Source organism: Streptomyces yerevanensis, from assembly GCF_000716805.1.
Lineage (GTDB): Bacteria > Actinomycetota > Actinomycetes > Streptomycetales > Streptomycetaceae > Streptomyces > Streptomyces flaveus.
This window is the reverse complement of sequence record NZ_JNWJ01000024.1, coordinates 39,705-53,674: the sequence shown is the minus strand read 5'-3', so window position 1 is coordinate 53,674 and position 13,970 is coordinate 39,705. Positions and strand designations below refer to the sequence as shown.

General features: G+C 68.6%; 9 protein-coding genes. 5 read left to right on the top strand and 4 right to left on the bottom strand.

The window, feature by feature from the left end; genetic code table 11:
• Positions 1 to 484 precede the first annotated feature (484 nt).
• Positions 485 to 2,392 carry a glycoside hydrolase family 5 protein gene (locus OP79_RS24545; protein ID WP_211270860.1) on the top strand — a complete coding sequence of 636 codons (1,908 nt, stop codon included), beginning with the start codon at positions 485 to 487 and terminating at the stop codon, positions 2,390 to 2,392.
• An 81-nt stretch (positions 2,393 to 2,473) separates the two neighbouring features.
• On the opposite strand, the gene OP79_RS24540 is transcribed toward OP79_RS24545, so the two are convergent.
• Positions 2,474 to 3,328: a class II fructose-bisphosphate aldolase gene (locus OP79_RS24540; protein WP_033322884.1), complete on the bottom strand. Its 855-nt coding sequence runs from the start codon at positions 3,326 to 3,328 to the stop codon at positions 2,474 to 2,476.
• Between the two features lie 164 nt (positions 3,329 to 3,492).
• On the opposite strand from OP79_RS24540, the gene OP79_RS24535 reads away from it, so the two are divergent.
• Positions 3,493 to 4,281: a DeoR/GlpR family DNA-binding transcription regulator gene (locus OP79_RS24535; RefSeq protein ID WP_033322998.1), complete on the top strand. Its 789-nt coding sequence runs from the start codon at positions 3,493 to 3,495 to the stop codon at positions 4,279 to 4,281.
• 62 nt (positions 4,282 to 4,343) lie between these two features.
• On the opposite strand, the gene OP79_RS24530 is transcribed toward OP79_RS24535, so the two are convergent.
• From OP79_RS24530 to OP79_RS24520, 3 genes are read right to left on the bottom strand one after another with little or no spacing between them, the layout of a single operon-like run.
• Entirely contained in the window at positions 4,344 to 5,231 is an 888-nt protein-coding gene (locus OP79_RS24530; RefSeq protein WP_033322883.1) for a carbohydrate ABC transporter permease, read from the bottom strand.
• On the bottom strand, positions 5,228 to 6,172 hold the full coding sequence (locus OP79_RS24525; protein WP_245685439.1) for a carbohydrate ABC transporter permease: 945 nt from the start codon (positions 6,170 to 6,172) through the stop codon (positions 5,228 to 5,230). The genes OP79_RS24530 and OP79_RS24525 overlap by 4 nt, the downstream gene beginning before the upstream one ends.
• 26 nt (positions 6,173 to 6,198) lie before the next feature.
• Complete coding sequence (locus OP79_RS24520) at positions 6,199 to 7,458, bottom strand: extracellular solute-binding protein (RefSeq protein ID WP_051744893.1); 1,260 nt, start codon at positions 7,456 to 7,458, stop codon at positions 6,199 to 6,201.
• Positions 7,459 to 7,653: 195 nt separating this feature from the next.
• Here OP79_RS24520 and OP79_RS24515 point away from each other — a divergent pair, with 195 nt between their 5' ends.
• From OP79_RS24515 to OP79_RS24505, 3 genes are all read left to right on the top strand, one after another.
• Positions 7,654 to 8,553: an SIS domain-containing protein gene (locus tag OP79_RS24515; RefSeq protein WP_033322880.1), complete on the top strand. Its 900-nt coding sequence runs from the start codon at positions 7,654 to 7,656 to the stop codon at positions 8,551 to 8,553.
• 422 nt (positions 8,554 to 8,975) lie between these two features.
• A complete protein-coding gene (locus OP79_RS24510; RefSeq protein WP_078491992.1) occupies positions 8,976 to 11,945 on the top strand; it encodes a TIM-barrel domain-containing protein in 2,970 nt (989 codons plus the stop codon).
• Between the two features lie 130 nt (positions 11,946 to 12,075).
• Positions 12,076 to 13,947 (top strand): DUF4091 domain-containing protein, encoded by a 1,872-nt coding sequence (locus tag OP79_RS24505; RefSeq protein WP_033322879.1) that lies wholly within the window; start codon positions 12,076 to 12,078, stop codon positions 13,945 to 13,947.
• Positions 13,948 to 13,970: the final 23 nt, after the last annotated feature.

Here is a 13,970-nt window from a genome sequence, read left to right as displayed (position 1 = left end):
AGCCGTATGTGCTCACGCAACATACGGACGAGGACGGGAGGGACTGGCACCGGGCTCGTAGCCTTGGCTGCTCGCCGTTTCAGGGAGTGGATCTCATGGACAGCGCCGTCATCCGTCCACTCTTTACCCGCACTTACCACACCACCCTTCAGGTTCAGAAGTCCCCAGCCGCTCGCTGGCCGACGGCACTGAGATTTCTGCAGGTGGATGATCTCCGCCGGACGCATGGCGGCGTAGTACATGCAGCCGAAGAAGGCGTACAGGTGAGGGCCACGGCTCGGTAGAGCCTTGACGGCGGCAAGCAGTCGGGCGACGGGGGGCTCTTCGTGATGTGGATGCCGACAGCTGGGACGTGACTCACCGAGCGACGGAACGGTCCCCTGTGCGCAGGACTGGACCAATGCCGCACGGTCCCCCATGATGACGGCGCCATGACAATTCATACCTCAGGGTGGTGACCGTGCGCGGATCCTTCATCAGGGCCATGGCCACACTGGCCGCCGTACTCCTCCTGGTGGCCCTGGCGCCCGAGGCAGCAGTCGGGCGAGAGCCCGCCCCCGAGGCCGGCGCCCGACCCGAAATCGCCGCGACCGCGGCGGACTGGACGCCGCCGCTCAGCACGCGGGGCCGCTGGATCGTCGACGCGGACGGCGACCGCTTCAAGCTGCGGTCCGGCAACTGGCACGGAGCCAGTGGCACCTGGAACGGTTCAGGAAGCGCGGACGAGGACGCCAACCACCACGCGGGAGAGAACTCCGGCCGGATACCGCTCGGCCTGGACCGCGCCCCCATGGCCGAGATCATCGCCGGTTTCCGGGAGATCGGGATCAACAGCATCCGGCTGCCCTTCTCCAACGAGATGATCCACGACAGCGTCCCCGTCAGGGACGACGCCGTCGCCGCCAATCCCTCCCTGCGCGGCAGGACCCCGTTACAGGTGTACGACGCCGTGGTGCGGGAACTCACCGTCGGCGGGCTCGCGGTGATCCTGAACAACCACACCAACACCACACGCTGGTGCTGCGGAGTCGACGGCAACGAACGCTGGAACGCGAGCCAGTCCGCCGAGACCTGGGAGAACGACTGGCTCTTCATGGCCCGCCGCTACCGGGACAACCAGCGCGTCGTCGGCGCCGACCTCTACAACGAGGTGCGCCGCAATGTCTGGGACGACCCCAACTGGGGGCTCGGTGACAACCACGACTGGTTCGCCGCCTCGCAGCGCGTCGGTGACCGCATCCTGACGGAGGCCGACCCCGACCTCCTGATCATCGTGGAGGGCATCAACTGGACCGGCATTCCCGTCGACGGACTCCCCCACGAACGCCCCACCCTGGAGCCCGTACGCCGTCTCTCGCACACGCTTGTCGACTCCGGCAAGCTCGTGTACTCCGCTCACTTCTACGACTACACAGGCCCGAACCACAGCGGCGCCACCGGAACCGGCGAGACCACCGACCCCCGCTACCGCGACCTGCCCCCCGCCGAACTGATCAAGGTGCTGGACCGCCAGGCCTTCTTCGTGACCGCGGAGACGGACCGGCACTTCACCGCGCCTGTCTGGATCAGCGAGTTCGGTGTCGGTGGCCGGGACGAGACCGGGGACAAGCAGCGAGCCTGGTTCGGGAACTTCGTCGACCACCTGATCCGTACCGACGCCGACTTCGCGTACTGGCCGCTCGTCGGCTGGCACGAGGACCGCAAGGGCAACGGCTGGGCCCTTCTGCACTGGGACGCCGAGGGCCGCCGCATGGGCCTCTACGACGGCGACGACTGGCGGGCCGCCGCCTGGACCCGGCTCATCCAGGCCCAGGGTCGCACCGGCCCGGTGGAGCCCGTGGCGGACTGGTCGATGCTCAGCCCCGATCACGGCGACTTCGTCCAGTCGCGGCGGATACGGGCCCTGCCCGACTGGGACTCCGGTGCCCGCAAGGCTGTGTGCCCCGACGGACAGCGGCTGCTCGGCCTCAGCCACACCGGCAACCGGGGCCTGTGCTCGAACGTGTCCACCGGCCCCCTGTGGGACCCGGCCGGCGGGCATGCGGTGGTCGTCGACGACCGGTACGTCAGGCCGGGCCACGACTGGGCGTCCGGATACACCAAACTCCAGTGCGCCGACGGCCACTTCCTGACCGGCTACAGCGTTCGCGGCTCCGCCGTCTCCGCCGCCCTGTGCGCGGCCGCTCCGGCCGGCGGGCTCGGCACGGACGGCCGTACCGTCTGGTTCGACCGCGGCGACAACAGGGGCTCGGCCGCCAAGGGCGGCGACTTCGCGCAGGGCCGCTACAAGGGCCAGTGCGCGGACGACGAGTACGCGGCCGGGATCGCGTACACGGGTCGGGTGGGCTCAGCACGGACTCCGGACGCGCTGTACTGCCGAAAACTGAGCTGACCGGCTGCGCCACCAGGGTCACCATGCCGGGCTCCGCCGAGCGGTTCGGGGCGCCGCCGGGTCCCACAGACCCCGGTCGGCTCATCTCGTCCCGTACCCGCCGCCCGACAGGGTCCGCAGCGCCGAGGTCACGGCATCGGCCATCGCCCGACGCGCCGCGGTGAGGGCCGGGCGGGGGTCGACGACCGTGGGCGCCGCGGCAAGTGTGTCGCGGACCGCGCCGGTGAAGGCGGCATTCAGTGCCGTACCGATGTTGACCTTGACCATGCCGGCCGCCACCGCCTGCCGGAGCTCCACGTCGGGCACGCCCGTCGCGCCATGCAGAACCAGCGGCACGGGGACCGCCTCGGCGAGACGGGCGATGAGGCCGTGGTCCAGCCGGGAGGTGCGTGTGGTCATCGCGTGGGAGCTGCCGACCGCGACGGCGAGTGCGTCGACCCCGGTGGCGGACACGAAGTCGCGCGCCTGATCGGGGTCCGTACGCGCCGAGGGGGCGTGCACTCCGTCCTTGCCGCCGATCTCGCCGAGTTCCGCCTCCACCCACAGTCCCTGGGCCTGCGCCCACCGCGCCGCGGCGCGCGTGGCGGCGACGTTCTCGGCGTGCGGCAGCGCGGACGCGTCGAACATGACGGATCCGAAGCCGCAGTCCGCGGCGCGGCGCAGCAGCGCTTCGTCGGTGACATGGTCGAGGTGCAGCGCCACGGGGACTGCGGCCGCCTCGGCGAGCGCGGCGGTGGCGCGGGCTATCGGGGCGAGCCGGCTGCCGTGGAACCGCACGGCGTTCTCGCTGATCTGGCAGATGACCGGGCAGCCCGCGGCTTCCGCCCCGGTGACCACGGCCTCGGCGTGCTCCAGAGTGATCACGTTGAAGGCGCCGACGGCCCGTCTGCCACGGCGCGCGGAGCTCATCACGTCGGCGGTGGGAGTCAGCGGCACGGACGGCCTCCGATCGCGGCGTGCGAGGGCCGCGACAGCGGCATGGACTTGCGGGGAGTGCAGTATTTTGCTCGTTTCGCTACCATAAAACACCCAATCAAGCACTGTGGTTTCATGGAGGTGCGCACATTGTGGCGCACACCATCGACAGAGAGTTGTGGAACATGGCGGCACCGCAAGCCCGGTGGAGCGCGCTGCTGGAGATGCTGACGCGCGACGGGCGGATCGAAGTCGAGGCGGCTGCCGAGGAGTTGCGGGTCTCCGCCGCGACGATCAGGCGAGACCTCGATGAGCTGGCCCGCCAGCAGATGGTCACCCGCACGCATGGCGGGGCAGTGATCAACGCGATCGCCTACGACCTGCCGCTGCGCTACAAGGCCGCGCGCAACGCTCCGGAGAAGGAGCGGATCGCGCACGCGGCCGCCGGGCTGGTGAAGGCCGGCGCCGTGGTGGGGTTGAACGGCGGCACCACGACCACGGAGGTGGCGCGGGCGCTGGCCACCCGCGCCGACCTGAGTTCCGGCGGCGCGGAGACGGCGGTCACCGTGGTGACCAACGCCCTGAACATCGCCAACGAGCTGGTCGTACGGCGCCACGTCAAGCTCGTGGTGACCGGCGGGGTGGCCCGGCCGGCGTCCTATGAGCTGATCGGTCCGCTGGCCACCGAACTGCTCGCGGAGATCGCACTGGACCAGGTCTTCATCGGGGTGGACGCCTTTGACGTGGCCCACGGGGCGACCGCCCACCACGAGGGCGAGGCCAGCATCAACCGGGCGCTGGCCCGCCGCGCGCAGCAGGTCGTCGCGGTCGCCGACTCCTCCAAGCTGGACCGGCGGGCCTTCGCCCGCATCTGCCCGGTGGAGGACATCGACGTCCTGGTGACCGACAAGGCCGCCTCGGACGAGCTGACCGAGTCGTTCGCGGCGGCCGGTGTGAAGGTCATCCGCGCCTGACACCGCGCGCCGCTCCCGTGGCGACCTCGGCCCCGGTCCCGGCCGCGATGCGCATCCCGACGTCATCCTCGGACGCCGCCCGCGGTCAGGCCGGAGACGAGGTGGCGCTCCACGAAGACGAACAGCACCACCACGGGCACGATCGCGACGAGCGACGTGGCGAACAGGTACTGCCACTGCTCGTGGTACGAGGTGACGAAGCCGGGAATCGCCTTGGTCAAAGTCATCCGGTCGCTGGACGAGGTGATGGTGAGTGCCACCACGTACTCGTTCCACGCGCCGATGAAGGTGTAGACGAGCGCGGTCACCACGCCGGGCATCGCGAGCGGCAGGACGACACGGCTGAGAGCGCCGAGCCGCCCGGTGCCGTCCAGCCAGGCCGCCTCCTCCAGTTCCCGGGGGATGCTCGCGAAGTACGCGTTGAGGATCCACACGCAGAACGGCAGGTTGAACGCCGCGTTCACCAGGATGAGGCCTTCGGCGGTGTCGGTCAGGTCGAGGCTGACCATCTCCCGGTAGATGCCGACCAGCAGCGCGGTCGGCGCGAACATCTGAGTGACGAGTACGAGCAACAGGAAGGCGCCGCGCCCGCGGAAGCGGTGCCGGGCGGTGTAGTACGCGGCGGGCAGCCCGACTGCCAGGGCGAGCAGTGTCGACGCCCCGGCGACGTACAGCGAGAACACCAGCGCGTCCCCGACGCGCGGGTCGGTGAGCGACCAGATGTGCGTGAAGTTGGACCACTCCCATCGGGAGGGCAGATAGGACGGCGGGGACTCCATCAGTTCGGGCGTCGGTTTGAGCGCCGTCAGCAGCATGTGCGCGTAGGGCGCGAGAAACGCCAGGGCCACCAGCCATCCGGCGGCCGTGAGCAGGACGGTGCGCAGTTTCATCGGTCGTGGCCGCCTCCTGCGCGGCGCGGCTTTGCGGGGGATGACAGCGGCCTTGCTCACGGGGTGTCCTCCTGTCGGCGGACGACGCGCAGATAGACCAGCACCACAGCCAGGATCAGCCCGAAATTGACGACGGCCATGGCGGCCGACTCCCCCACCGACTGATTGTCGAAGGCGAGTTTGTACAGGTAGGTGGTGGTCGTGTCGGTGGCGAAACCAGGGCCGCCGCGCGTCATGGCCCAGATGATGGGGAACGAGTTGAACACGTTGATGACGTTGATGATCGCGGCGACCACCAGCGAGGGCCGCAGCAGCGGCAGGGTGATGCCCAGGTAACCGCGGACCGGGCCGGCGCCGTCCACCCGCGCCGCCTCGTACACCTCGGCGGGGATGCTCTGCAGACCGGCCAGCAGGACGAACGAGGTGAACGGCAGCGAGACGAACACCGCCACGCCCATCATCGCGGCGAGGGCCGGCCCCGGATTGGCCAGCCAGTTGACGGGCGCGTCCAGCACACCGAGGTCCATGAGCAACCGGTTGACCACGCCGTAGAAGTTGTTGAGCATCCAGCGCCAGATGAGCGCCGTCATCAGCACGGACGAGGCCCAGGGAACGATCAGCGCCCACCGCACCAGCCGGCGCCCGGGGAACCGGGAGTTCAGCAGTTGGGCCAGGCCGAGAGAGACCACGATCGTGACGGTGACGACCCCGACGACCCACACAAGGGTGCGCAGCACCACTCCGGGCAGGTCGCCCTCGGCGAACAGGTCGGCGTAGTTGCGGACTCCGGCGAACCCCTGGGACAGACCCGTGGAGCTCACCCGAGTCAGGGACGTACGGATCATCTCGATGACCGGCCAGACGACCATGGTCAGGATGAGGAGGGTAGCGGGACCGAGCCACAACAGCGGCTCCAGCGCACGCCAATTCCTGCGACGGCGGCGCGGCGAGGGTGGCGTCGGCGCCGCCGGGGCCGGGTGTTCGGCCCCGGCGGCGCTCACGGTGACATCGTGTACGGCCACCGAGGTCAGTCGCCCTTCTGTGCGGTCTTCTGGATCTCGCCCAGGACCTCCGCCGGGTCGCCGCCCGCTACCGCCGTGCCGATGCGCTGTTTCACGGCGCCGTCGACCGCGGCCCACGCGGGGTCGTCGGTGGGGGCGAACTCCGCGCTGGAGAGGGCGTCGACGAACGGCTTGTAGTAGGCGGCGTTCCGGCTGTCGGAACTGAGCGCCTCCCCGGCTGACCTGGTGACCGACAGGAACCCCTCGGTGGAGACGAACTTGGCCGCGTTGTCCTTCTGGTAGAAGAAGTCGAGGAACTTCTTCACCGCCGCCTTGTTCGATCCGTCGTTCTTCTTGAACGCGACGAGGTAGTCCTGCACGCCGAGCGTCTTGTGTGTGCTGCCGTCCTTGCTCGGCAGGGCCGCGACGCCATAGTTCAGTTTCGCGTCGACCGGGTCGATGAAGCCCTTCCGCATGAAGACGGCACCGTTCAGCATGCCGATCCTGCCCTGTGCGAACGCGTTGAAGACGTCCTTGCGGTTGGTGGCCTCCGGGTTGGGCTGGGTGAGCTTGTCCTTCGTCAGTTTCCGCAGATAGGTGAGCGTGTCGACGTTGGCCTGCTGGTCGATCGCCCACTTGCCCGAGGCGTCGGTCCAGCCGCCGCCATTGTTCATCGCCCAGATCTGGAACTCGGCCTGGGCCTCCTCGGCCCCGAGGGGCAACCCGAGGCCGATGTAGCCGGCTTGCTTGATCTTCTTGGCGGCGGCCTCGACCTCGGCCCAGGTGGACGGCGGCCGGGCGATGCCCGCCTTGGCGAAGATGTCCTTGTTGTAGAAGAACAGGCGTGCGCTGGAGATGAAGGGCAGGCCGTACTGGGTTCCTTCGTACTGCGCCTTCTGCCGGAACAACGGGAGGAAGTCGGCCAGCACCTTGGGGGAGACGACGTCCTGCGCCTTGTGGACCAGGCCGTCACGGGCGAAGTCGGAGAACTTGTTGTAGTTGAGGATGTCAGGTGTCTGCTTGGTCTGGACGTACGTCTTGACCTTGGAGTCCATCTGTTCCCAGTCGACGACTTCGAGATTCACCCGGTAGCCGGGGTTGGCTGCTTCGAAGTCCTTGATCAGCGCCGTCCAATAGGCCTGGGTGTCGTCGTCGTACTTCGCCGCGACGAATTTGATCGTCTTGCCGTCGGATCCGCTGCTGTCCGAGGAGCTGCCCTTGCCGCATCCAGTGAGGGCCAGTGCCAGGGCCATTCCCCCGGCGAGGCCTGCGAGGTGCCGTTTCACGGAGTACCTCTCCGCACGCATTGCGTGCTTGGTCAAGCGCGGGCTCGCACAATTGCGGCTCGCGTGCTTGTTTATGCTCGATTTCTAGTGCTATCAATCATCAAACGACATGATGCTCAATGAAACGCGCACGGTGTCAAGGGCCGCCACATCACGTATCGGTCACGCCGTGCGCCCGAGAGGGGAGACCTCCCGATGAGTCAGACCGAGATCGAGATCGCCACCCAGCCCGACTGCTGGCGGCAGGCCGTGGCGCTGGCCCGGCAGCCCGGCGGCCCCGCCACCGCCACGCTGCCCCGGCCCGGCGAGCGGGTGGCCGTCGTCGGCTGCGGGACGTCCTGGTTCATCGCCCAGGCGTACGCGGCGCTGCGGGAGTCGGGCGGCCACGGCGAGACCGACGCCTTTCCCGCCTCCGAGATGCCGGCGGGGCGTTCCTACGACCGGGTGGTCGCGCTGACCCGGTCCGGCACCACGACCGAGGTGCTGGAGCTGCTCCACCGACTGCGCGGGCACACCCCGACGACTGCGCTGACCGCGGTACCGGAGTCACCGGTGACGGGGCTGGCGGACGCCGTCGTCTCGCTCGACTTCGCCGACGAGACTTCGGTCGTCCAGACCCGGTTCGCCAGCACGGAACTGGTGCTCCTGCGGGCACATTTGGGCGAGGACCTGGGACATCTGCCGCAGCAGGGGCACTCTGCGCTGGACGAACCGCTGCCGGCCGGGGTGCTCGAGGCCGAGCAGTTCACCTTCCTGGGGCAGGGCTGGGCATACGGGATCGCCCAGGAGGCGGCGCTGAAGATGCGCGAGGCGGCGGGCGCCTGGACGGAGGCCTATCCGGTGATGGAGTACCGGCACGGCCCGATCAGCGTCACCGGACCCGGCCGTGTGGCGTGGTGGTTCGGGGATCCGGCGGCCCTGCCGTCCGGCCTCGCCGACGACATCGCCCACACCGGCGGGCAGTTGGTGGCACTCGGCCGGGACCCCCTGTCCGACCTTGTCGTGGTGCACCGGCTCGCCACCGCCCTTGCCTCGGCACGCGGGCTGGACCCGGACAATCCGCGCCATCTGGCCCGTTCCGTGATCCTGACCTGACCGGGCGCCCCCGGACGGATCTCGGGGAAGTCGCAGAATTTACCCGTCCGTTACGAACGGATTCCGGGCCCGTCGAGGCCTCTCGGCGGGCCCCGGGACCGACTGCCACCAGGGACAACAACTGTTCCACGAGAACCCTCGGAGCCCTTGGGAAGCCGCATGTCCCACAGGTTGACAGGTGGCGGTTACCGCAAGAACATGAGCGAAATAGCTTGAATCTTGCATCTGCACGCAGCATCAAACAGACATCAAGCCCTATCAAGCGTCGCGCTTCCTCGTGACCGCGCACTCCGCACGCCACCGGCACCACGCACCACAGCTTCTGAGTCACCGTCACCGTCCTGTCCGACAGGAGGACACGAGTGCACGCCCGACTGAGCAGTCCCGGCGGCCTGTTGCTTGCTGCCGCCCTGACCGCCGCCATGCTGATGGCGCCCGTCACCGGCTCTACCGCGGCAACGGCCGCCGCCCGCCCCACCACCGCCACCACCGACGGGCCGAAGGTGGTCCGCACCGCGGACGCCGTCACGGTCTCCGTGCCGACCTCCGCCGGAGCCCCCGGCTACACCCTCGACGTGGCCACAGACGAACTCGCCCTGACAACGCGCCGCGCCGGGAAGACCGTGCTCGCCACCGCCACCGGCGACACCGGCGCCCTGCGCTTCACCACGGCCGACGGCACGTGGCAGCATGCGACCGGCGTCACCGACTGGACGTGGAAGAACGGCGTCCTGACCGTCACCGCCGACAGCACCCTCGACGGCACCACGGTGGAGGCCCGGATCACCCCCGGCGCCGACCGCTACCAGCTCGACTGGGACGTCCACGGCGGCGGAGCGGAGCAACTGGGCCTCGCCTACGACCTGTCATCGGCCGGCCACTGGTACGGCCACGGCGAGGCGGAGACCCCGCAGGGCGGTCCCGGTGTCAACCAGCCCTGGCCGCTCGACACCGGCGAGGTCGACCACGAGACCTTCGGCCCGGCGTCGTACAACATGATCGACCCGTTCTGGTACACCTCCAAGTCGACCGGTCTGCGCGTCGACACCGGGGACGTCATGGACGTGGCGCTCAACAAGGGCAAGGACGGCCTCGGCACTTTCACCGTCGAGTCGCCCGACACCTACAAGGCCACCGTGTTCGTCGAGTCGACCCCGCTCGAGGTCTACCGCGACTACATCGGCATCGTCGGCAAGCCGACCAAGTCCGACGCCCCGTACGAGCAGTACGCCAAGCCGCTGTGGAATTCCTGGGCGCAGTTCTACACCAAGATCGACCAGGAAAAACTGCTCGACTACGCCACCGACCTCCACGACAACGGTCTCGACGGGCACACCATCCAGCTCGACGACAAGTGGGAGTCGAACTACGGCAATCTCACCTGGGATCCCAAGACCTTCCCCGATCCCAAGGGCCTCTCCAAGAAGATCCACGACATGGGGTTCGACTTCGGCATCTGGGTCACCCTGTGGATCAACCTGGACTCCGACAACTACCAGTACGCGGTCGACAACGGCTACCTGCTCATGGACGCCAAGGACACGAGCAAGCCGTGTGAAGTGACCTGGTGGAACGGCCAGGCCGGGATCATCGACCTGGCGAACCCCGACGCCAAGGCCTGGTACGAGGGCAACCTCAAGAAGCTGATGGACACGTACGACATCGACGGGCTGAAGTTCGACACCCGCTTCTTCGACGAGAAGTGCGCGCCGCGCGAGGGCCACCAGGCCACGGACTACCAGAAGCTCGGCACGGAGCTCGCCGACGAGTTCGACCTCCAGGGCGCGGGCATCCGGGTGCACTGGAACAAGACGGCCCATGAGGCGGGCTTCGTCACCCGTCAGGTCGACAAGGGCACCGGCTGGGACTCCCTGCGCGCCTCCGCCACCCAGAACCTGGCCATCTCCACCATCGGCTACCCGTTCGTCGAGTCCGACATGATCGGCGGCTCCGGCGGCCAGCCGGCACCGACGAAGGACGTACTGGTGCGGTGGGCGCAATCCGCCTCGCTGATGCCGCTGATGTACGCCTCGACATCCCCGGTGGACACCAACGACACCACCACCGGGCAGAAGGTGGACTACGACCAGGAGACGGTCGACCTCTACCGGGAGGCGATCGAGACCCACGAGAAGCTCGCTCCCTATATCTGGGACCAGGTGCAGAGCACGCTGAAGACCGGCGATCCGATCATGCGGCCGCTGTTCTTCGACTTCCCGAAGGACGAAGCGAGTTACACCGTCACCGACGAGTGGATGCTCGGCCCGGCCGTGCTCGCCGCGCCCAAGCTGAGCACCGGCGCCACCCGCTCCGTTCATCTGCCGCCGGGCACCTGGTACGACGTCAATCAGGGCACCGTGATCCGCGGCCCCAAGACCCTCAAGGGGTACGCGGCGCCGCTCGGCGTCACCCCGGCCTTCGTCAACCTCAAGGCCAAGGGCGCCGCCAAGGCCGTCAAGGCGCTCAAACGCGACGACGCGCCGGCCGCCTCCGTCCTGATCACCCCTGACGCCCCGTCCACCGACGCCGGTAAGTCGTTCGAGGTGACCACCGAGGTGACCAACTGGGGCACCGCGACCCTCAAGAACGCCAAGGCGGCGCTGGACCTGCCCGACGGCTGGAGTGCCGAGGCGACCGGCCCGACCACCGCGAAGTCCCTCAAGAACGGCGCGACCCTCACCACTACCTGGACGGTGACCCCGGCCGACGACGCCCGCTGGGCCAGCCATGACCTCACCGGCACCGTCACCTACACCGGATCGAACGGCTCGCAGAAGGTGTCCGACACCGTGCGGGCGCAGGTGAAGGCCGCCCCGGGCAGTGTTCAGGAGCCGTATCTGACGGCCGACACGACCTCCGGGGGCGCCCAATACGCCCAGGGCGGCGACCAGTTCGCCATCTGGGCGGGCGGCCAGGACCTGTCCGGCTGGAAGGACGAGAAGGGCGTCATCTACCGCGACGACTCCGCCGGGGAGAAGGCCACCGTGCAGGCGCAGTTGGTCTCCCAGGACAGCGCCTCACCGGTCGGCAAGGCAGGCGTCGCTCTCGCCAACGACCTGACCGCGCCCGAAAAGGGCGGTTACGCGGTGCTGGTCATGACCGAGCGGTACGGCCTGGAGTTCATGACCGACAGCGACGGTGACGGGAAGCTCGACACCTGGGCGGGCGGTGGCTCGACCTACCACCCGGCCTATCTCAAGCTGACCCGGGACGGCGCCACCTACACCGCGTACGCCAGCAAGGACGGCGAGAGCTGGTCGCAGGTCGGCACCGCCCAGGTGCCGTCGGCCGCCGGCACCGGTGACGCCGGGATGGTCGCCAGCGCGGCCAACGCCAACTACCCCGGCGAGAACATCGAAGCCGTCTTCAGCGGATTCTCCGTCACCTCCTGATCCCCAGGCGCCAGTTGCACCACTGGCATCACTGGCGTCCCCAAACCCGCTTCCCGGCAGGCCTCCCACCCCCGTGGGGGCCTGCCGGGGACCAGTCCCTGCACGTCCATGAGAGAGGGAACCCACCCCCATGGCACGTACGTCCTCAGCTGTCGCCGGCTTCGTCGCGGGCGTCGTCGTGGCCGCGAGCACCACCGCGATCGCCGTCACCGGCACGGCGACCACCGACCCCGACCTCAATTCCAAGGCCACCACCACTTGGCTGACCGCCAAGGTCGCCGACGCCATGGGCACCAGGGACACCGTCACCTGGGTTCCCACCGGCTCCTTCGCCGGCTCCGCGGAGGAACGTGTCCCGCGCTACCCGATGACCGCCATCAAGGGCAAGGACACCAAGGAGCTGAAGCTCTCCGCCGTGCGCAACGAGCAGGTCTCGGCGCAGTTGGCGATCGCCTCCGGCAAGAGCCTGGACAACGTCAAGGCCGTGGTCGGCGACCTCACCGGGCCCGGCGGTGCGAAGCTCTCCGGCGGCGACACGCAGGTCCGGTTCGTCAAGTACGTGCCCGTGCAGCGCTCCAAGAGCGAGGTGGACTGGTCCGCCACCATCGACCAGGTCAGCTCCGGCAAGGAGGTCTCCGGTGACCGCAACCCCGATGTGGTCGGCGACGCGCTCGAGGAGCGGTCCTCCGTGGACGTGCCCGCGTACGCGGCGCAGCCGCTGTGGTTCACCTTCAAGGTCCCAGAGAAGGCCAGGCCCGGCACCTACACCGGCACGGTGAAGGTCGACGCCGACGGCCGCACCCAGGCCAGCTACCCGCTGACGATCGAGGTCGCGGACGCGAGCGTGCCCGACCCGGAGGACTACGACTTCTTCCTCGACGTATGGGCGCAGCCGGAGACGATCGCCAAGAACCACGGCGTCAGGCTCTGGTCCGACCAGCACTGGAAGCTGATCGAGAAGTACAACCGCGATCTGGCGTCGCGCGGCCAGAAGGTCATCAACACCACCATCGTCGACAACCCGTGGCACCACCAGTGGTCGCTCGGCACCCGGGAGTCGCAGACGGCCACGCCGTACACCAGCATGGTGGGCTGGAAGTGGGACGGTGACGAGTTCGCCTTCGACTTCTCCCGCTGGGACAAGTACGTCCAGACGGCGAGACGGGCCGGGCTCGGCCCTGACATCGGTGCCTTCTCCATGCTGGCGTTCCAGGACCAGGAGCACCTCACCTACACCGACACCCGCACCGGCAAGACCGTCTACGAGAACGTCGATCTGGGCGGGGAGCGCTGGCGGGAGGCGTGGGGAGCGTACCTGCCCGCCTTCGAGGCCCATCTGAAGAAGAAGGGCTGGCTGGAGGACACGTGGCTGTCCTTCGACGAGCGGCCCATCGACACCATGACGGTCGTCAAGGACTTCGTCCACGAGGTCGCGCCGGTCTTCGACGACCGTATCTCCGTGGCCGGGTCGATCAGCACCGAAGGCGTCGCATCCAACCTGTCCGTCGACTGGGGCGGCATCGACGCGATGACGAAGGAGAAGGTCGCGGAGCGGCGTAAGGCCGGCAAGACCACGACCTTCTACGTGTACGGCGCGCCGGCCCACCCCAACACGCTGTCGTTCTCGCCCGCCGTCGAGTCGCGGATGCTGCCGTGGATCTCCGCCCAGCGGAATCTGGATGGTTTCCTGCGCTGGTCGTACAACAGCTGGACCAGCGACCCCTTCAAGCAGCCGGTGCACATCTTCACTCAGGGCGACGAGTACCTGGTCTACCCGGGCAAGGACGGCCCGATGTCCAGCATCCGCTGGGAGCAGCTGAAGGAGGGCATCGAGGACTACGAACTCATCGCCCAGCTGCGGAAGAAGGAGGGCGGCGGCACCGACAGCGACGCGCTGACCGAGGCCCTCACCACCGCGACGCGGGACCTCGACGGCCGGACGAAGGACGTCAGCGACATGGAGATCGCGCGGGCGGCCGTTGTGAAGGGGCTGACGACATGAGGGGTAAGTGGAGATCTCTGCTG